Origin of the sequence: Mesorhizobium sp. KR1-2 (genome assembly GCF_040045035.1) — a bacterium.
Taxonomy (GTDB): Bacteria; Pseudomonadota; Alphaproteobacteria; order Rhizobiales; family Rhizobiaceae; genus Pseudaminobacter.
This window is the reverse complement of the sequence record NZ_JBDZDS010000013.1, coordinates 1-19,096: the sequence shown is the minus strand read 5'-3', so window position 1 is coordinate 19,096 and position 19,096 is coordinate 1. Positions and strand designations below refer to the sequence as shown.

The window sequence follows — 19,096 nt, the reverse complement described above, 5'->3', positions numbered from 1 at the left end:
GGGGCCCGAAAAAGTGGATATTACAGGCCCGCCGCTTTGGTGAGATTGACCCGGAAGCGGTCGCGGCGGCGCTGGTACTTGCGGGTCATTTCGGCGCTGGCGTGACCAAGCTGTCTCTGCACGTAGCGCTCGTCGACCTCGGCCGAGGAGGCCAAGCCGGCGCGCAAGGAATGGCCGGAGAATTTCTGCGCCCGCTCGCCCTCGGAGAGGTCGCCGCGCACGCCAGCGGCGATCGCGGTCTTCTTGACCAGCCGCGCACCTCCTGGTCGTTGAGCCGCGGCGGGCCGACGGATTTGCGCTGGCCGGTGACGCGCCGAAACAGCGGCCCATGTGCAATGCGGGCGAACTTGAGCCAGGTTTCGAGAGCGGCGACCGGACAGGTGGCATCGGCGGAGCCGCGGCCGATCTCGACCTCGCGCCAGGGCGGCAGGCCTGTTGCGGATACCGGCCATCACCGTGGCAATGTGGGGGGCCTTGCGGTCGAGGACGAGCCCGCGCTGCGCATAGTTCCACACGAGGGAAAATAGGGTTCTGTTGCAAACCGTTCGGTAAGCGGTGCCGCCTCATGAAGGCCTCTCTCCACCGTGGAGGGATCATCATGTTCAAGGGCCGTCATTTCGACCGTTCAGTTATCTTGCTGTGCGTGCGTGGGTACCTGACATATGGTTTGAGTCTACGGGATCTGAAGGAGATGAGGGCCGAGCGAGGGATTGCGGTGGATCATTCGACAATCCATCGCTGGGTGGTTCACTTTGCGCCGCTGCTTGCAGGACGCTTCAATCGGCGCAAGCGCGCCGTCACTGGAAAGTGGCATATGGACGAAACCTACATCAAAGTCCGAGGCCACTGATGTATCTCTATCGGGCGATCGACAACGTTGGCGATACCGTTGAATTCTGGTTCAGCGAACATCGCGATCTGCCGGCGGCCAAGCGCTTTCTGCGCAAGGCTCTGGAACGCCACGACCGGCCGGACCGCGTTGTCATTGATGGCAGCCAGACCAATCGGGAAGCTATCATCTCATGCGATGCTGAGAACCGTCTGCTGAACCGATCACGACGAGCCTTAAAACCAATCTGCGTTCGCCAGAGCCAATACTTCAACAATCGGATTGAACAGGATCATCGACGTATCAAGCGGCGGATCCGTCCGATGATGGGGTTCAAATCATTTGGCACAGCAAGTGTGACCCTCAGCGGCATCGAGATGGTTCACATGATGCGCAAGCGGCAAGGCCGTTTCGCCTTCAATCCGGCACCATCACTCAAGGAACAGTTTGAGGCAATCGCTGCCTGAAATCCGTCAAAAGGCAGGCGACCCTGCGTCGATCCACAAGTTTGCAACAGAACCGGTAGTAGTCCCGCCGTTCCTCGGCCGTCAGCGTGCCCGGGTCGAGCTGGCCGTATATTGCGGACCGCACCCGGTCCAAGGTGTCGCCGGGTTGCATTCAGGCCGCCGCGTTTTGGAGCGGCCGCACCGGCGGCTGCTCGTGCTGCATGGCCACCCAAAGGTCGTAGTTGGCTTGCAGATTGATCCAGAAGCGCGCCGTGCTGACGCCGGCCTTCTCCAGGCGCAGCGCCAGGTCGGGGCTGATGCCGGCCTTGCCGTTCAGCACCCGCGACAGCGCCACCCGCGACATGGCCAGCCGCTCGGCGGCCTCCGTCACGGACAGTTCCAGCGGCTCGAACACCGTTTCCTTGAGGATTTCACCCGGATGAGGATGGGTATGGATCATGGTTCGTGTCCTCAGTGGTAGTCTTGGTAATCGACCAGTTCGACGTCGGCCCCGTCAAAGCGGAAGGTGATGCGCCAATTGCCGTTCACCCACACCGACCAGTGCCCTTTCAGGTCGCCTTTCAGGGGATGCAGCCGCAAGCCCGGTTGATTCAGGTCCTGCGGTTCCTTGGCCACATCGAGCATGGCTAGGATCATCCCGAGCTTTCGGGCATGGGCCGCTTGGATGCCTTTCGTTGACCCGGTGCGGTAGAAGGCTTCGAGGCCCTTGTGTCGAAAGCTGACGATCATAGATATCCGTATCGCGTATCGTTACAAGATGCAATAAAAAAAGGGGCGGCACCTGACCGCCCCTTTCCCGTGCCCCATCGAGCTTACCAGTTAAAGCCGGCACCGATGCCCGTGGTGCGTTCGCTGCCGGAGAAGCCCGCGCGGATGGAAATGCTGGCGTTCGGGCGGATCATGCGCTGATAGCCGACCGACAGGGCGCGCTTGCCGCCCTGGAAGCCGACCCCCACGCCCATGCGATTGTCGCCCGGCAGGCCGGAGGTGTTTACGTGTCCACCACCTGTGCCCTCCTGGTGGACCGCCATCAAGCTTCGCTGGGATCTATTTTACGAGGATCGATAAAGATCCAAAATGCGATTGTACCAAACCAAAGTTTGATGAACACAAACTTCGCCCTCTGATCGACACGTCGGTCGACGTGTTTTCCTTATGCAGACCACCTTAGACGCACAACTTCGTGCGCGTTGAGTTTCACAACTGGCTTGCCGCCGTCTCATTCTAGACGACGATTCGCCAGTGAGCTCTTTGGCGGGCAGACCAGTCATGGAATCCGGCAAAATCTGGCCCATATCTTATTAAATGGAGCTTTGAGCGTGAAAATCGCGCGTATGGCCCTTCTTGCTGCGGCTCTCGTGGTCGCAGCCTTCGCTCCCCTGTCCTCAACCGGAGAGGCGAGTGACCGGGCAAAGCTGGCGCTAATCATCGATGTCGACGGGGCCATCGGCCCGGCCAGCGCACGGCAGCTAAAAGAAGGTCTGGCTACAGCGGTGGAGCGCAACGCCGAGGTGGTCATCCTCGAGATGAACACGCCGGGCGGGCTGGTTACCTCCATGCGCGAGATGATCGCCGATATCGTGGCGTCGCCCATTCCCGTCATCGGCTATGTCGCGCCGTCGGGCGCGCACGCGGCAAGTGCCGGCACTTATATCCTCTATGCAACCCATCTGGCTGCGATGGCACCGGGCACCAATCTGGGTGCGGCGACGCCGGTTGAACTCGGCGGGTCGCCGTCACCCTTGCCCGGCGGCGGAGACAACAAAGGCGGCGAAGGCGGAGACCAGAAGAACGCGACCGGGGCCCACCCGCCAGGCGATGCGATGATGGCCAAGGTGATCAATGATGCGGTTGCCTTCATCCGCTCGCTGGCCGAACTGCGCGGGCGCAATGCCGACTGGGCGGAAAAGGCGGTTCGTGAGGCGGCCAGCCTCTCTGCCACCGCCGCCCTGCAGCAGCACGTCATCGAGATCATCGCCCGGGATCCTGCCGATCTGCTGCAGCAGGCAAACGGGCGCACGGTCGAGGTCGCCGGCAAGAAGGATGCGCTGGCGACCAACGACCTGACGATCGAGACGCTGGAAGCCGGCGGGCTGATCCGGCTTTTGTCGATCATCACCGACCCGAATGTCGCAATCATCCTGCTGCTGGTGGGCGTCTATGGCCTGGTCTTCGAGTTTTCGAGCCCCGGCATGGTGGCGCCCGGTGTCATCGGCACCCTGGCCCTGTTGCTCGCGCTCTATGCGCTCGACCTTTTGCCGATCAACTTTGCCGGTCTGGCGCTGATGCTGCTCGGCATCGCCTTCCTCGTCATGGAGGCCTTCAACCCCACCGTCGTGCTTGGCCTCGGAGGTGTCGTGGCGTTCCTCCTCGGGGCTGCCATGCTGCTCCGGGTGAGAGGGCCGGGATTTGAATTGTCGTGGTTCGTCGTCGGCATCGCCGCCGCCTTGACGCTCGGCCTGGCCTTGCTGTCGGGCAGCTATCTGTGGGCAGCGCGCAGAAGTCCGTCGCGCGTCGGCGCGCAGGCGATGAACGGATTGCCGGTCGAGATCATCGACTGGTCGGGCGATGAGGGCCATGTATTCGCGCAAGGCGAGCGCTGGCGGGCGAAAGCCGACGAGCCTCTCGCGCCTGGAGACAGCGCCGAGGTGGTGGGCGTCAAGGACCTCGTCCTGACGGTCCGACGTCGAGCGACACAAGAAGCAAGCAATGGAGGGTAGCGACGATGATGATTGTCTATGTGACCTATCTGGCACTCGCTGCCGTCATTGCCCTGTTCCTCTCCGCCACCATCCGCATCCTGAGGGAATATGAGCGTGGCATTGTCTTCACGCTGGGCCGCTTCACGGGCGTGAAGGGGCCGGGGCTGATCATCCTCATCCCCTTCGTCCAGCAGATGGTAAGGGTCGATCTCCGCGTCGTGGTGCAGGACGTGCCGCCACAGGACGTGATTTCGCGCGACAACGTCTCGGTAAAGGTCAATGCGGTGCTCTATTTCCGTATCGTCGACCCCGAACGCGCGATAATCCGGGTCGAGGACTACATGGCCGCGACCAGCCAGCTTGCGCAGACGACGGTGCGCTCGGTACTCGGCAAGCACGAACTCGACGAGATGCTGGCCGAACGCGACAAGCTCAACGCCGACATCCAGGAAATCCTCGACCAACAGACCGACGCCTGGGGCATCAAGGTAACTAATGTCGAGATCAAGCATGTCGACCTCAACGAGAGTATGATCCGGGCGATTGCCAAGCAGGCCGAGGCCGAACGGCTGCGCCGCGCCAAGGTGATCAATGCCGAGGGCGAGCAGCAGGCCGCGCAAAAGCTGGTCGAGGCCGGCAAGATGCTGGCCGAGGAGCCGCGGGCCATGCAGTTGCGCTATTTCGAGGCGCTGCACGACATTTCGGGCGAGCGCTCGTCGACGATAGTGTTTCCGCTGCCGATCGACCTGTTTGATCTTTTCAACAAGGCGCGTGGCGACGCGAAGTGAGTTCACTTACGAAGATTTTGTAGGCCTTGATCCTAGTCTCGTGGACAGCCTTCCTTGTCATTTCAAAATAGTCTGCAAAGTCCAGATAAGCAATCTGATCAAAGGCCGCGTTGATCATGAGAGCGCCCAAGCCTTAGTTAAGGCTCGTGGAATAGCGGATTGGATGGGGTTCTATGGTCAAGGCGGGTCAGTTTCTTCCTCAAATACAGCGTGACATTCTCGGAACGGTTGCCGGGCGTCGCAAAGGCACAATCGCGTTGTTCCTCGCAGTGACGCTGCTCGCGTCACTTTGCGCAGTGGCCGGGCCGCTGCTTTTCGCGCACGCGGTCAAGGTCATTGGCGCCGGCTCTTATACGACGGGGATGCTCCTTGGGATCTTCCTCGCTTTCGCGCTCGCGATGGCCGGCACTCGGCTCCTGGCTGACGTGCGCATGGTGCTGATGAACGTCATTGAGCAGGACGTAATACTGGAGACGAACAAGAAATCGCTGGCGGCTTTGTTGTCCGCAGGCGGCTCGATCTTTGTCACCAACAACGCGGCGAAATTGACCACGTTGGTGCGCAACCTGCACATGTCGAACACGATCTACATCCAGATGTTTTTAATGGTCGTATTGGCCGGGACAGTCGATTTGGTTTTGTCGTTTCTCGCCATCGGCGGGTACGTCAGCTGGGTTGTTGCCGTATTTGTCGTCGTCTACGGCGTCGCGTCGGTCTGGCTTACCATGCGGGCCAGCGCTGCGGCGAAGCCCTACCACAAAAGCGCAGCAGAGAAGGCGAACGAAGGCGCCAACCTGCTTGGCAATGTGGTTGCCAACGTCGTGTCGATCAAGATTTTCCGGGCGCAGCCCTGGGTGCAAGCTCTCTATGAGAATTTCGCCAAAGGCGCGCAGATGCAATGGCTTGCGTTCTATCGTGTCCGGCTTCGCTTTGGTGCGATCCAGGGCGCATTGGTGTTTATCCAGTACGCAAGCATCCTGGCCATGCTGGTGCTGACGCTGAAATCACCGGACCTTCTCAATCAGGTCGTGCTCGTGAGCATGGTTCTCGTCCAGTTGAACCGGCCCTTTGAAATGATCGCGGCCGCAATCAGCGAATTTGTCATGGCGAAGGTTCTGGCGGGCATGTTGCAATCGGAGCTGGACCAGCATCCGGCATCACGGGTGCGGGACGGCGGCCAGACGTTGCCTGCAGGGCGACCGCTTGCGGTCGAGCTGTCGCACCTGTCCTTTGCCTATGCCCCTGAGGACCGGCCGGTCCTGTCGGACCTGTCGGCCAGGTTCGAGCCGGGCCGTCTGAACTTCATCATCGGTCCATCCGGCGCGGGCAAATCGAGCCTGCTGCAGATCCTGCTGGGCATCAACGACGCCTATGACGGCACTGTGAAAGTCGCCGGGATCGAGCGCGGCAGCGTCAACATCGAGGCCTATCTGGCGACAATCGGTTATGTCCCGCAGGAACCAATGCTGATGAACCTCAGCATTCGTGACAACGTGCTGTTCGGCCGCGATTTCTCCGACCTGGAGGTGAGAGAGGCGCTTGAAGCGGTGCAACTGGGCGGCAAGCTGGCCAGTCTGCAGGACGGTCTGGATTTCGTAATCGGGGAACGCGGTCAGCTTCTCAGTGGCGGCGAACGTCAGCGACTGGCGATCGCGCGGGCGCTGATCGCCAGGCCGCAGATACTCATCCTCGATGAAGCGAGTTCAGCCTTGGACGAAGCCACCGAGCGTGGCATTTTCGCCAACCTGCGCGCCATCGGCGCAGAGACCACGGTTATTGCTGTGACGCACCGATTAGGAGTCATCACGAGCGACGACCAGGTACTGAGCCTGTCGAAGCCGGAAGCGCTGCAAGGCGAGCCTCTGCCTGCGTGATTTCGGCCGCTCTGCGGGCGAAATACTGTTCTACGCCGGTCCGGATGCGTCGACTGTCGCCTTGAATGAGGCGGCGGCCGAAGTCGTTGAATTCCCCCGCAAGGCGACGGTAGTAGGCATCGGTCCCTACCGTCGCAGAGGCGTGGGCAACGGTCACGTCGCCGATGTGGTCAACGATGGCCATATACGGCCCGGCCAGTAGCACGCGGCGGCAGGCCGCGGCAAAGCGCAGGCATTGCTTGTCGGAAAGTCGTCGGGGGCGATCGCAGCCAGCTAGTCGGTGAATTGGCGGGCCGCGATGGCCGTGACGGCCGCGCGAGCGATAGTGCCGAGGCTGTCACGGCAGAGCTGCGTCAGCAGCCTGCAGTAGTTGGCGCTGGTGGTGGAGTCGGATTGCAGCCACAAATCCCAGCTTCTCGCGTTGCTGGCCAGCCCTCGTTCTGAGAGGGGGATCAGCGCCTCCGGCGAGACGCTAACGCGCAGCGTGTCGGCGATTTCGGCGGGCCGCAGTGCGGTTCCGGGGGCCAGTGGCTCAGCAGTAGGCGTTCCCGGATGGCCAGGTATACGGGGTTCTTGGTGAAGGGTCATGTCTCGCGCACCCTGGGGGAGCCGGTGCAGCATCCCAGCTACTGCGAGGGACGTGCTTGAATGCCGCGTGGGACGAGGCTGGCATGGGATCAGGTGAGCGGGAGATCGTAGAGCAAGCGGTCCGGGCGGCCCTGCAGGCCGATTACTGCCTCGCAGGCGAAGGTGCGCACGGGGTCGTCCAGGGCGTCAACCGGACGCTTGCTGTAGGGCCGGAACAGGGACCTGTGGCCTATGGTCGCCTGTACCGGCCCGCCGGCAGGTCTGATGCCGACATCGAGGCCGAATTGGCAGTGCTTGACACGGTGGTGGCCAGCTCCTGGCTAGACGTGGCCCTCGCTATGGCCAACCGCCAGCAGCGATTTCTGACGTGGCTGCAGCTGGCCAACGCCGAGGCGAGGCCGATGGCGGTGTTCCGGGTGGCCACCGGCGAGCCGGTCTGGGAGCGGGCCGAGGATCTTCGGGCTGCAGGCGCTGCCCTGGCCGAACTGCATGGCCAATCCCGGCTGGCCAGCCTAGCTCCCTGTCGCGAGCTGGCGACCGGGGCCGAGGTTGACCGGACCATTGCCCAGGTCGGCGACCGCTGGAAGGGTGGCCGAGACAGGCTGGCCGCTGCGATCGCCGATCTGCGCAAGCAGGAGGCGGACCGCGCAACCGGGCCTGTCGGGTTCTGCCACGGCGATTTCCGGCTGGCTAACCTGCACCGGACGGGCGACCGGATCGTGATGTTCGATTTCGATGATTGCGGCCAGGGGCCGCAATGGCTCGATCTGGCCACCATCGGCTGGTGGCTCGAGCTCGCCGCCGGCGATGAAGCGGCAGGGCTGTGGCGTGCCTTCCTCGCCGGCTATGGCCAGGCCGAGGACACTGCCGAGCTGCGCGAAGCGCTGCGTTGGCTGGTGGCGGTCCAGCATCTGCGGTCGTTAGAGCATGTTTGGAAATTAAGAATTGCAGTGTCCCTTGCTTCCAAGGAACGGGGGGCAAGGGATGAGCGGTAGCCAATACGCAACGAACGTGACAGATGAGCAATGGTCGATTGTTGAACCGCTGCTCCCGACACCCAGCCGGCGCGGCCGGCGACGACGGGTCAACCGTCGGGCTGTGATCGACGCGATATTCTACCTGCTGCGCACCGGCTGCCAATGGCGGCAATTGCCGAGAGAGTTTCCAGCTTGGAACAGGGTCTATTGGTATTTCCGGTCATGGCAGCGCAGCGGCGTCTGGGTTCGCCTGCAACGTGAGATCTACCGGCTGACACGCATCCGTTCCGGCCGCGCGGAATGCCCAACCGTCGTGATCATGGATGGGCAATCGGTAAAAACCACCGAGGTCGGCGGGACCCGCGGCTTTGACGCCTTCAAGCGGGTGAAGGGTCGAAAGCGACACATTCTGGTCGATACGCTCGGCCTGCCGATCGCCAATCGCGTCGAGGCTGCCGATATTTCGGACCGGCGCGCCGCAGCCCTACTGATCGCCGGACTGAAGGCGATCTTTCCGGCGATCACCACCGTCATCGCCGATGCCGGGCATGAGAGCGAGATACTCGCCAGCGCCCTGGCGGAGCAGCAAGGTTGGCAGTTGCACATCGTCAAGCGGCGTCAACGCGCCTTCAAGATCACCGGTTTGACCTGGATCGTGGAGCGCAGCTTTGCCTGGCTCGGACGCAATCGTCGGCTCAGCAAGGATTACGATTATCGTGTCCAGACATCCGAAACGATGATCGACATCGCAACAACTCGCCTCATGCTCAACCGGCTCGCAACAGGCTAATTTCCAAACGCCCTCTTAGCGAAGTGCAGGCGAGGTATGTGGCAGTTGCTATTCGAGCAAGCTGGTCGATTTCGGGAGGGCCCTGGCTTGGGTCACCACGCTTCCCGCGAGTCCGCAATGCGCCCCAAGTCGGTCGTCGAACACAGCTTCGCCAACGCCCGATAGCGGACATGGAGGTTACGCTCGGAAACGGCCTCGAGCGCCCCTTCGACGATAGCAGAACCAGGGGAAACCCCGACCGGCACCCACTTTGTGGCGTGGCAAGGAGTGCGCGCGTGAAGTTGCCACAAGGAAGGCAGCCGGGCCCCTGCGTCTTTATACTACCAAAAGCATCCTGCAGTTTCCATGACCAGCCCTTGTAAGTGCCCGTCCGCATGCGTGGGGTGAGGACAACAGACGCCTAAGCAATCGCTTGGGCAGCGTTGGTGCTCGAGCCGAGTTAGCCATCCAAAGCATCCCTCCTATCGGCCAGTGACCGAACGTCAAAAGATAGCCGCCTCCGGCTGATATCCTTCATAAACCCAGGCTCGATACATGCCCACGGAATTGAACTGCATGGCAATGTTGCCATGGCCGTCCACCCCGATCAGCCCGCCCTCGCCGCCGAGAGGCGTGATCGTTTCGGAGATGGTGCTGGCCATGGCCTGGCCGAGCGGCTGATTGCCGTATTTCATGCGCGCGTGGATGTCGTGGGCGGCGCAGGCGCGAATGAAATGTTCGCCCGTTCCGGTCGCGGAAATCGCACAGGTGCTGTCATTGGCATAGGTGCCGGCCCCGATGACAGGCGCGTCGCCGATGCGGCCGGCCTGCTTGTTGGTCATGCCGCCGGTCGAGGTGGCTGCCGCAAGATGTCCCGCGCGGTCGAGTGCGACTGCTCCCACCGTCCCGAAGCGCCCGTCGGGCATTCCGTCCCGCGGTGCGAGGGCATGGTCCAGCATCTGGCTGTTCAGGTCATGCCTCCTGACCGCTTCAAGCTGTAGCCGGCGCAGGGGCGTGGAAAAATAGCCTGGGTCGACCATTTCCAGCCCGCGCTCGGTTGCGAAACGTTCGGCCCCATCGGCCGACAGGAAAACGCTTCTTCCCCCGTCCATGACTTCGCGTGCCGTCAGGACCGGATTGCGGATCCGGTCGACGGAGGCGATTGCGCCCGCGCGCAAGGTGGCCCCGTCCATGACCGCCGCATCGAGTTCGTGGCGCTGGTCTTCGTTGAATACGGCGCCGTGGCCGGCATTGAACAATGGGCAATCTTCCAACTGCCGCACGGTTTCGACCACCGCATCCACGGCCGATCCGCCGCGTTCCAGGATTGCGATGCCGGCGTTCAGCGCCACCATCATGCCGTCGCGATAGGCCTTCTCAGCCTCGATTTCCTCGGGGGAAATGGTTCCGGCGCCCCCGTGGAGCACCAACACATATTGATTTTTCATAATGTCTCAATGGGTAAGTATCTTGCTGAGGAAGGCCCGTGTCCGTTCGCTCTGCGGTTGATCGAAGAAGATTTTGGGCGGCTGGATTTCAAGTATCCGGCCCGCCTCCATGAACACCACGCGGTCGGCCACCTGCCGGGCGAACCCCATTTCATGGGTGACCACGATCATCGTCATGCCATCGCGTGCCAAGTCCTGCATGGTGTCGAGGACCTCGCCCACCATCTCGGGATCCAAGGCCGAAGTGGGTTCATCGAACAGGAGCAACTGCGGACGCATCGCAAGGGCCCGCGCGATCGCCACGCGCTGCTGCTGCCCGCCTGAGAGCTGCCCCGGCATTTTGTCTTTTTGGTCGGCGATCCGCACCCGTTCGAGCAGCTTCATCGCTTGCTCGCGCGCGACCTGATGGCTCTCCTTCTTGACCAGCGTCGGCGCCAGGATGACGTTGTCGAGCACCGACAGATGCGGGAAAAGGTTGAACTGCTGAAACACCATGCCGATCCCCTTTCGGGCCTGGGTGGCGCTGCGTGAATCGTCGATGGTCACGTCGTTGAACACGATGCTACCTGCGTCATAGCTCTCGATGCGGTTGATGCACCGGATGAGCGTCGACTTGCCGGAGCCGGAAGGACCGCAGATCACGATTTTCTCCCCCCGCCCGACGGAGAGCGAGCAGTCGTCCAGCGCATGAAAGGCACCGAACCACTTGTGCAGCCCGTCGATGGTGAGCAGGGGAGTGGCCTTGGACTCATTTGAGGGCATAGCGGCGTTCCAGATATCTGCCATAGGAGGCGATGGACAGGCCGATCGCGAGATAGATCGCGCTGACCATGAGATACATTTCGGGGAAATAGGGGCGCCATTGCGCGTCTCCCTGGGCGAGGCGAAGCGTGCCCGTGAGATCGTAAACATTGACGATGGCGACAAGCGAAGTGTCCTTCACCGTGCCGATCAGCAGGCTCGCCGTTGGCGGGATGGTGGTCCGCAGGGCCTGGGGTAGGACGATGCGCGTCAGCGTCTGCCATTTGCTGAGGCTGAGGGCGTGCGCGGCCTCCAACTGACCGGCCGGAATGGCCTGGAGGCCCGCCCTGACCACTTCAGCTTGGTAGGCCGCCGCGAACAGAACCACGCAGACGGCGATCCGCAGCATCGGATCCAGCCGCCACGCAGGTGGCAGCAGGATCGGCAGAACGAAGGCGCCAAAGAACAGCAGCGTGATCAGCGGAAGCCCGCGCACCAGCTCGACATAGCCTGTCGCCAGCCACCTCAGCACGGGCAGTTTCGAGCGCCGGGCAAGCGCAATCAGAATGCCGATCGGCATGCCGAAGAGGCAGGCCACCACGCTGAGCAGGAGGGTCAGCGGCAGGCCGCTCCATAGATCCGTGTCGACGGGCGTCAGGCCGAAAACACCGCCCCGCAGCAGCACGCCGAAGCAGACGAGCGCGAAGGCTACCAGCACGACGCCCCTGCGGCCGAAATTTTGCGGCAGGGCTGAAATGCCGAGGCAGACAAGCAAGATGAGGGTGCCGGCGATGGGACGCCATTGCTCCGTCGACGGGTAGCGTCCGAGCAGGATCAGTCGTCCCTTCTCGACCAGCGCGCCCCAGCAGGCGCCGCCGGCGGCTCGGCAGGCCGTGACATCGCCGAGCGTCTCGGACTCGAACACTCCCCACCGCAATGCATTCACCCCGGCGTAGACCATAAGTGCGAGAATTAGCATGGAGACCAGCGCGGTGCCGGCGTCGCTGAACAGTGTCGTCCATAGCCGACGTGGCATCGACATCGGCATGGGGGGATGAAGCATCTCGGCCATCTTCAGCGCTCCCGCAATTGGGCGCGCCGGTTGATGACGCCCATGATCGAGGCTGTGATGATGTTGAGGGACAAATAGACGGCGGCGATGACGGCGATGCACTCGATCGCCTGTCCCGTCTGGTTGAGCGATGTCGTTCCGATTGAAACGATATCGGGATAGCCCACCGCGACGGCCAGCGACGAGTTCTTCAGCGTGTTCATCACCAGGCTCGTGTAGGGCGGCACGATCACCCTCAGGCTCTGCGGGATGATGATCTTGCGAAGCGTCTGGCCGCGCGTCAGGTTGAGCGCATGGGCCGCCTCCCATTGTCCGCGGCGCACCGCCATCAGGCCGGCGCGGACGATCTCGGCGCAATAGACGCCGGAATAGAGCGACAGCGCGGCAACCAGCGACAGCCACTCGACGCTGATCGAGGCGCCGCCGGAAATGCCGAAGAAGCCGGCCTGGGGCACGTCCCATTGGCTGGGGATGAAAAGCCATATCGCGGCCGACACCGCGGCCGCCGCGGCGGAAGCTTTCAGGCGATGCCTCGGCACGAACAGCGCGCCGACAAAAAGGGCGATAGTCGCCACGACAAGGCCGATGCGATGCGGGCCATCGAGCACCGGCGCGGCGAAGGCTAGGCCGCCATTGCTGAGATAGATGACGCCGGCCCAGCTATAGGCGCTATCGACCCTGGGAAGGAACTCGAGCAGCGCGATGTACCAGACCAGAAGCTGCACGAGCAGGGGAATGTTGCGCAGCAGATCAACCACCGATTTGGCGATCAGGCGAAGGAGAGCGTGGCGGCTGATCTGTGCGACGCCAAGCGTCAGACCGATCAAACTGGCGACGATGATTGCGGGCACCGCAGCACGCAGGGTATTGGCCGCACCGGCTGCGAACGCGACGAGATAGGAACTCTGCGCATCATAGGGCACGAAACCCTCGGAGATTGCGAATCCGGCAGCATCGGTGAGGAAGCCGAAGCCCGATGCGATATGCCGCGCGGCCAGGTTGTTTGCGGCATTGTGGATGATCCAGCCGGCGAACAAGACAGTCAGCACCACGACCAGGACCTGCAGCGGGACAGATCTTGCCCGGTAGGCCGTGCGTTGCCGCTTGAAAGCGGGGACGGCGCCGGCCGTCCCCACGATTGAAGGCATTTCGACGTCAGACATCATCTTAGCGCAGCGGCGGTGCGTACAGAATGCCGCCTTCGGACCAGAGCGCGTTGCGGCCGCGCGCCAGATTGAAGGATGACTTCGAGCCCAGATTTCGGTCGAAGACCTCGCCGTAATTGCCGACCTGCTTGATGACGTTGTAGCTCCAGTTCTGGTCGAGACCGAGGAACTTGCCAAGGTCGTCGCCTGCCCCGGTAATGCGCAGGACTGCGGGGTCGTCGCTCGAGGCCTTGAGGCTGTCGATGTTTTCCGAGGTGACCCCGTCTTCTTCCGCTTCGATCATGACGTTGAGTGTCCACCGGGCAATGGCGAACCAGTCGTCGTCGCCCCGGCGCACTGCCGGTCCGAGCGGCTCCTTGGAAATCAGCTCCGGCAGGATCTGGTAGCCTTCCTTGTCGGTGACCTCGGTGGTCAGGAAGGAGGCGAGGCTGGTGAAGTCGTTGGTGTAGACGTTGCAGCGGCCATTCAGGAAAGCCTGATGGGACGCCTCCGGCTGATCGAAGACGACGGCGGTGTACTTCAGGCCCCTGGCTTTGAAGTAGTCGGCGAGGTTCTTCTCGGTGGTCGAGCCGGAATCCACGCAAACCGTGGCTCCGTCGAGTTGCTTGACGCTTTCCAGGCCCGGCTTCTTCACCGTGATGAACGCCTGGCCGTCATAGAAATTCACGCCGGCCCAGAGCAGGTTCAGCGAGGTGTCGCGCGTGAAGGTCCAGGTGGTGTTGCGGGCGAGCACGTCGATCTCGCCGCTCTGCAGGGCAGTCAGACGGGTTTGACCGCTGGTGGGGACATATTTGACCTTGCTGGCGTCACCGAACACGGCCGCCGCCAAGGCGCGGCAGTAATCGACGTCGAAGCCCGCCCAATTGCCCGCGCTGTCGGCCGTTGCAAAGCCCGGATTTCCGGTGTGGACGCCACAGGTGACGAGGCCGTTCTTCGTTATTGCGTCGAGTGTAGCGCCGGCATGTGCCGTGCCTGCGCTTGCCATTGCGCAAAGAGCACTGGCGCCCAACATAAGCATTGTCGATATCTTCATGGTCCCCTCCGGGTTTGTTTTGGTTTGCTGTCTGTCTTCAAAAAGTCAGATGCGGCAAGACTGAGTCCGTCAGTTCACGAGCCAGCCGCGCGGCATCTGGATTGAGCTTCACGACTTTCGTGACGAGGGCTTCGATCACGGCAAGCATGCCGAGTGAAGAACTCGGCAAGACGGGATGCGCCGCCGGCACAAGCAACAGGCTCTGGGCGACTTCAGCCAAAGGCGAATTGGCCGAGTCCGTCACCGCGACGACGCGAACGCCGCGGGTTCTGGCGAAACGAGCCAAGTGAACTGTGTCCTTGGAATAGAGCGGCAGCGAAAATGCGATCATCAGATCGCCCTTGCCGCAACGGGCGAGCCGCAGCGTGGCTTCTTCGGTTCCGCCTTCGCCGGAAATGGAGGTCACAAAATCCACAAAGGGCGTCAGGGCGTGCAAGGCGTATCCGGCAAGATAAGTCGACGATCCGAAACCAACGAGCCAGACCCGCCGTGCCTTCATGATCTCGCCGGCAACCAACGGAATCTGCGGGGCGGTGCTGGCTTCCACGATGGCGCGGCTCAACGCCGGCAGTTCAGAGGCGGCCTGCGGATTTCCTGGCTTCTCGGCGGATTCGAGGGCCGACTGCAATTCGACGCCCAACTGGGCCTTGAGATCGGCAAAGCCTTTATATCCTGCCGCCCTGGAAAACCGGTTGATGGCGGCGACGGAAGTGCCGGTCAGCAAGGCGATCTCCTCGGCGCTTTGCGACAGTGTCTGGATGGGGTTTGCAGATATCCACTGACCAACCCGCATCAATGATGGGGAGGTGTCGGAGGCGACTGACCCAAGGCGTTCCAATGTCAAGCTCATGCGTAAATGATATCATTCATCATGATGAAGTCAAATGATTTCATTCATACTCCGCCGAACAAGGTTCGCGGCGCGGCGGGCGTTGACGACCGCAAGGTGCCCAACGGTATCCTGTGGCGTTTCCGATCGCCCTGAGCCGATGTGCCGGCCCGCTATGGCCCCTATACCACCTGCTACAAACGGTTTGTGCGGTGACGCAAAGCCGGGGCCCAGGATCGGCTGCTGGCTGCGGTTTCAAAGGCATTCGACGGCGAGATCATCGTGATCCGTAGTTCCCGTGTCCGCGTTCACCAGCACGCAGCGACGGGAAAGGGACTGCCGACGGTGGCGCCCATGTCGCCCAGGTGGACCAAGCTCGATCGCGATCGCGGCGCATTTTTCATCTCCGCAGAATGCCAGCCGGCTGCGCTTGTCGCTTCGGAACGGTCAACACGATTGCGATGATGGCGACGATACGGCCGTCGGCTACAAGCGTCATCGCCTTCCGCCTCAGATCGGATTCTGTCGCAAACTCCTATTGCGAACGCAATGAAACGAGGCGTCGGCGAGATTTATTCGACGAGGATCGCAAACTGCGGATTGGGATTGTAGGCATACCTCGCCTGTCGCTTTCGCATCATGTGGATCATTTCGGACAGGATGATTTCTGCGTTCGGCTCTGACTTGAAGCCAAGCATGGAGCCGACACGACGCTTGACGCGCCGATGGTCCTGTTCGATCCGGGTGTTAAGATAGCGGCTCCGCTGGATGCAGACTGGCTTCAGCGGTCGACGCGATCGATCCCGCAGTCGGCTTTCGGCGTCACATGCGATCATAGCCTCCCTGTTGGTCGGGTTGCCGTCGATGACGACACGATTAGGTCGGCCAATCCGGGCTTGAGCGCGCATGCCTCACGTTGACGCCACGGTACCCGTTTTGGGTGTGGATAGGTCGGGAAGCTCATCGAAATCGCCGCTGAAGCCAGCGGGAATCAGTTAAGGGCATTGCATCGGGCGCGCTGACGAAGCGTGGGGGATAGCACATGCCTTGCCGGATTTGGCGTACTGGACATGCTCGGTCGGTGTCGGATGGCTTCCGGCATGACCCGTCGGCTGACCAAGGGAATTGCTCGTCAAAATTCCGAAATGCAAAAGCCGCAGCGGTCCGCCGCTGAGGCCGCTTCCGGCAACGAAATGTTCGGAAGCAGGCTGAGGAGGCACCATGGTCGACCCACATAATCTTAGTCGGCGCAGTTTTCTGCTCGGGAGTTCGGCCGCCGCTGGACTACTGGCTGTGGGGCCGGCAAAGGCGGAGGGTGCGGCCACACTCCTGGGGCCGTCTGATAGCTGGGAAAGGCTCCGGCGACTTACCCAAGGCCGGCTGGTGCGCCCCGGCGAGACGGGCTACGACAAGGCGGCATTGCCCAACAATTTGCGCTATCGGTCCGTGCGGCCGGCAGGGGTCGTCCATTGCAACTCTGCGCAAATGGTTGCCGAGGTGCTCGGCTGGTGCCAGGACTATGATGTGCCTTTCGCTATCCGGGGAGGAGGTCATTCCTATTCCGGGTTCTCCTCCAGCCATGACCTGGTCATCGACATGCGCGAGATGCACACGGTGCGCTACGATGAGGAAAGCGGCGAGGTCACCGTGGGAGCAGGCGCGCTGAACGGACAGGTCTACGACGCGCTGCGCCGGGCCGGACGGATGATCACACATGGCCGCTGCCCGACGGTGGGGGCCGCGGGTTTCCTTCTCGGAGGCGGAATTGGTTTCAACATGCGCCGCCTGGGCATGGGCAGCGATGCTCTCGCCAAGGCCCAGATCGTTACTGCCGACGGCCGCGTCCGCGACATCGGGGAGAAACAGGATTCGGACCTCTTCTGGGCCATCAGAGGCGGCGCCGGCGGCAATTTCGGCGTGAGCACTGAGTTCACGCTTAGGACGGTGCCGTGCGACGAGCGGATCACAGTTTTCAGAATCGTCTGGCGCGCAGACACGCTGGCGGTGGCGCACGCACTCTTTGCCGCTGCCGACGCCGCGCCGACGGCGCTGGGCACCCGCATCTCGCTCGGCGGCGTCACATCGGAACTTGGGCGGCAGGGGCGCCAGGTTCCGGTGACGCTTCTGGGCCAGTTCGCCGGCAGCGAGCAGGATCTGCGGGCTATCCTTGCTCCCGTCGTCGCCGTCGCCGAGCCCGATTTCGCCGACGTGCGGGAACTCGGTTATTGGGAAGGTCAGGATTTCCTCGCCGAGCCGGGTGCACCTGCCCTTTTCCGCGAACGATCAACCTTTTTGCCGGCGGCGCCGGATGCGGCATTTCTTAAAAAAGCCTTCGGGCATTTACAGCGGTGGCCGGGGACGGGCGCCCACGGCGATCTGTTTTTCTTCCAGACCGGCGGACGTATCAACGAGGTGCCGTCGGATGCCACGGCCTTCGTGCATCGCTCCAGCCGATGGCTTTCGGTCGTCGGGATCAGCTGGAGCGAGGACGACGTGGCGCGCCCGGAGATCGCACGGCGCGCGGGCGCTTGGCAGGACGAGTTCTATGCCGGCTTGGGGGATCTGGGCGGTGTCGGCGCGTTTCAGAACTTTCCCGACATCGCACTGGTGGATTGGCGCCAGCGCTATTATGGCGCCAATCTCGATCGGCTCATGGCGGTAAAGGCGGCCGTCGATCCAAACAACCTCTTCCGCTACGCACAGTCCATATGATCGAACGGGTGCGTGCCCGATCGTTAGAGACCAAGCAGCGGACCTGTCGCAAACTCTGCTGCAACTTTGGCAATTACATGAAGGTTTCTCCGAGAGGCGTTATCAACTTGACTGGTGCTGAGGGATTCGCGCAGCGTTGGTGCGTGGATCGGAAAGTTGCCGGGCTCTCATCTTTTGATGCCGCCATTTATGCAGTCGCTGCGTTGCAGCGGACGGATTTCGGGCGGGCGCATGCAAGCATGCGATTGAGGACGGCGCAGCCGAGGGCGACTTCGGTCTGCTGGGCCCTGAACGACCTTGCACGCAGGCGACGTCCGATGATGTACTTGTATCTGCCGATCGCGGTCTCGGCCAGCGAACGCTTGCCGTAGCCGGTCGCAGCTTGCCATTTCATCCGCCCGTCCGTGTTGATCGCCGCGATATGATGATCTCGTTGAGTGGAGACGTCGGTGTCCGGCTTTCCACCGCGTTGGCGCGCGGCGGAATGACAACGGCGGCATCAGCGCTGTGCCTGATGACGACGTCGTAGGTCGGCTTTCCGTCATAGGCGCCATCGGCCGTGAACTGACCGATCGGGGCGTCGATCTGGTCCAGTAGCGGCTCCACCTGTGAGGCGTCGCCGGTATCCTGGTCAGTCATGACGTGGGCTATGATCTCGCCGCTGTCGGCATCCAATGCCAGATGCAGTTTCCGCCATCCGCGCCGCGATCTGGCGCCATGCTTTTCTTCCAGCCACTGGCCCGCGCCGCAAATCTCAAGCCCGGTGCTGTCGAGGAGGACGTGCACAGGTCCTTCTGCTGAAACGCAGCCGCATTGCCGTCTGTCAAACGATCGGCGCGTCCGTGCCCGGCGGCTCAACGTCGTGTGATCGGGGACGGCGAGGTCCAATCCCATCAATTGCAGCACCGATGTCAGCAAGCCCTCCGTCTGGCGCAGCCGCAGGCCGAACACCAAACCCAGAGTCAGAGCCGTCTCGATCGCCAGATCGGAGTAGCGCTGCTGGCCGCCGCGCGTGCTTCGGTGCCTGCCACGACGACAAAGCTTCCGCGGTCATTCACAGCGTCAGGTTGCCGCGTCGGCGAAGGCCTGCCTCGTACTCAG

The 19,096-nt window shown here is 62.3% G+C and carries 17 protein-coding genes and 4 pseudogenes; 8 read left to right on the top strand and 13 right to left on the bottom strand.

Annotation, left to right across the window (positions count from 1 at the left end):
• Window positions 1–20: 20 nt before the first annotated feature.
• Window positions 21–533, bottom strand: a pseudogene (locus tag ABLE85_RS21865) (tyrosine-type recombinase/integrase); the annotation flags it as partial.
• 65 nt (window positions 534–598) lie between these two features.
• Here ABLE85_RS21865 and ABLE85_RS21860 point away from each other — a divergent pair.
• Window positions 599–1,296 (top strand): IS6 family transposase gene (locus ABLE85_RS21860; protein ID WP_348794827.1). Its coding sequence is split into 2 segments (ribosomal slippage): window positions 599–848 and window positions 848–1,296, totalling 699 coding nucleotides; the frame shifts between segments, so codons are not numbered across the junction.
• A gap of 151 nt (window positions 1,297–1,447) precedes the next feature.
• On the opposite strand, the gene ABLE85_RS21855 is transcribed toward ABLE85_RS21860, so the two are convergent.
• The 3 genes from ABLE85_RS21855 to ABLE85_RS21845 all read right to left on the bottom strand — a co-directional run bounded on the left by ABLE85_RS21855 (window position 1,448) and on the right by ABLE85_RS21845 (window position 2,327).
• On the bottom strand, window positions 1,448–1,735 hold the full coding sequence (locus ABLE85_RS21855; protein WP_348794826.1) for a HigA family addiction module antitoxin: 288 nt from the start codon (window positions 1,733–1,735) through the stop codon (window positions 1,448–1,450).
• 11 nt (window positions 1,736–1,746) lie between these two features.
• Window positions 1,747–2,025, bottom strand: coding sequence for a type II toxin-antitoxin system RelE/ParE family toxin (locus tag ABLE85_RS21850; protein ID WP_348794825.1), 279 nt, complete (start codon window positions 2,023–2,025; stop codon window positions 1,747–1,749).
• Between the two features lie 83 nt (window positions 2,026–2,108).
• Window positions 2,109–2,327, bottom strand: coding sequence for a YadA-like family protein (locus ABLE85_RS21845; RefSeq protein ID WP_348794824.1), 219 nt, complete (start codon window positions 2,325–2,327; stop codon window positions 2,109–2,111).
• A gap of 288 nt (window positions 2,328–2,615) precedes the next feature.
• Between ABLE85_RS21845 and ABLE85_RS21840 the strand changes: the two genes are divergently transcribed.
• The 3 genes from ABLE85_RS21840 (at window position 2,616) to ABLE85_RS21830 (ending at window position 6,660) form a co-directional block, all read left to right on the top strand.
• Window positions 2,616–4,016 carry a nodulation protein NfeD gene (locus ABLE85_RS21840; protein WP_348794823.1) on the top strand — a complete coding sequence of 467 codons (1,401 nt, stop codon included), beginning with the start codon at window positions 2,616–2,618 and terminating at the stop codon, window positions 4,014–4,016.
• 5 nt (window positions 4,017–4,021) lie between these two features.
• The gene (locus ABLE85_RS21835) at window positions 4,022–4,786 is read left to right on the top strand and encodes a slipin family protein (protein ID WP_348794822.1); all 765 of its coding nucleotides are present in this window, start codon (window positions 4,022–4,024) and stop codon (window positions 4,784–4,786) included.
• A 173-nt stretch (window positions 4,787–4,959) separates the two neighbouring features.
• Window positions 4,960–6,660, top strand: a complete 1,701-nt coding sequence (locus tag ABLE85_RS21830) for an ABC transporter ATP-binding protein (protein WP_348794821.1) — start codon at window positions 4,960–4,962, stop codon at window positions 6,658–6,660.
• A 273-nt stretch (window positions 6,661–6,933) separates the two neighbouring features.
• Here ABLE85_RS21830 and ABLE85_RS21825 read toward each other — a convergent pair whose 3' ends face one another.
• The gene (locus tag ABLE85_RS21825; protein ID WP_348794820.1) at window positions 6,934–7,248 is read right to left on the bottom strand and encodes a hypothetical protein; all 315 of its coding nucleotides are present in this window, start codon (window positions 7,246–7,248) and stop codon (window positions 6,934–6,936) included.
• Window positions 7,249–7,331: 83 nt separating this feature from the next.
• Here ABLE85_RS21825 and ABLE85_RS21820 point away from each other — a divergent pair, with 83 nt between their 5' ends.
• Together ABLE85_RS21820 and ABLE85_RS21815 are read left to right on the top strand one after the other, a co-directional pair.
• Window positions 7,332–8,243 (top strand): phosphotransferase, encoded by a 912-nt coding sequence (locus ABLE85_RS21820; protein WP_348794819.1) that lies wholly within the window; start codon window positions 7,332–7,334, stop codon window positions 8,241–8,243.
• A complete protein-coding gene (locus tag ABLE85_RS21815; RefSeq protein ID WP_348794818.1) occupies window positions 8,233–9,015 on the top strand; it encodes an IS5 family transposase in 783 nt (260 codons plus the stop codon). The genes ABLE85_RS21820 and ABLE85_RS21815 overlap by 11 nt, the downstream gene beginning before the upstream one ends.
• Before the next feature lie 482 nt (window positions 9,016–9,497).
• On the opposite strand, the gene ABLE85_RS21810 is transcribed toward ABLE85_RS21815, so the two are convergent.
• Genes ABLE85_RS21810 through ABLE85_RS21785 form a run of 6 tightly spaced genes read right to left on the bottom strand, consistent with a single transcriptional unit; the run spans window position 9,498 to window position 15,304 of the window.
• Window positions 9,498–10,442, bottom strand: a complete 945-nt coding sequence (locus tag ABLE85_RS21810) for an isoaspartyl peptidase/L-asparaginase (protein WP_348794817.1) — start codon at window positions 10,440–10,442, stop codon at window positions 9,498–9,500.
• A 6-nt stretch (window positions 10,443–10,448) separates the two neighbouring features.
• Window positions 10,449–11,204 (bottom strand): amino acid ABC transporter ATP-binding protein, encoded by a 756-nt coding sequence (locus ABLE85_RS21805; protein ID WP_348794816.1) that lies wholly within the window; start codon window positions 11,202–11,204, stop codon window positions 10,449–10,451.
• Complete coding sequence (locus ABLE85_RS21800; RefSeq protein ID WP_348794815.1) at window positions 11,191–12,255, bottom strand: amino acid ABC transporter permease; 1,065 nt, start codon at window positions 12,253–12,255, stop codon at window positions 11,191–11,193. The genes ABLE85_RS21805 and ABLE85_RS21800 overlap by 14 nt, the downstream gene beginning before the upstream one ends.
• A gap of 2 nt (window positions 12,256–12,257) precedes the next feature.
• Window positions 12,258–13,403, bottom strand: a complete 1,146-nt coding sequence (locus tag ABLE85_RS21795; RefSeq protein WP_348794814.1) for an ABC transporter permease subunit — start codon at window positions 13,401–13,403, stop codon at window positions 12,258–12,260.
• 19 nt (window positions 13,404–13,422) lie between these two features.
• The gene (locus tag ABLE85_RS21790; protein ID WP_348794813.1) at window positions 13,423–14,454 is read right to left on the bottom strand and encodes an amino acid ABC transporter substrate-binding protein; all 1,032 of its coding nucleotides are present in this window, start codon (window positions 14,452–14,454) and stop codon (window positions 13,423–13,425) included.
• A 37-nt stretch (window positions 14,455–14,491) separates the two neighbouring features.
• Window positions 14,492–15,304, bottom strand: coding sequence for a MurR/RpiR family transcriptional regulator (locus tag ABLE85_RS21785; RefSeq protein ID WP_348794812.1), 813 nt, complete (start codon window positions 15,302–15,304; stop codon window positions 14,492–14,494).
• Window positions 15,305–15,310: 6 nt separating this feature from the next.
• Between ABLE85_RS21785 and ABLE85_RS21780 the strand changes: the two are divergent.
• Window positions 15,311–15,616: pseudogene (locus ABLE85_RS21780) on the top strand (transposase); the annotation flags it as partial.
• A gap of 239 nt (window positions 15,617–15,855) precedes the next feature.
• On the opposite strand, the pseudogene ABLE85_RS21775 reads toward ABLE85_RS21780, so the two are convergent.
• A pseudogene (locus ABLE85_RS21775) lies at window positions 15,856–16,188 on the bottom strand (DDE-type integrase/transposase/recombinase); the annotation flags it as partial.
• Window positions 16,189–16,504: 316 nt separating this feature from the next.
• Here ABLE85_RS21775 and ABLE85_RS21770 point away from each other — a divergent pair.
• Window positions 16,505–17,995, top strand: a complete 1,491-nt coding sequence (locus ABLE85_RS21770) for an FAD-binding oxidoreductase (protein ID WP_348794811.1) — start codon at window positions 16,505–16,507, stop codon at window positions 17,993–17,995.
• Between the two features lie 187 nt (window positions 17,996–18,182).
• On the opposite strand, the pseudogene ABLE85_RS21765 reads toward ABLE85_RS21770, so the two are convergent.
• Window positions 18,183–19,096, bottom strand: a pseudogene (locus ABLE85_RS21765) (IS5 family transposase); the annotation flags it as partial.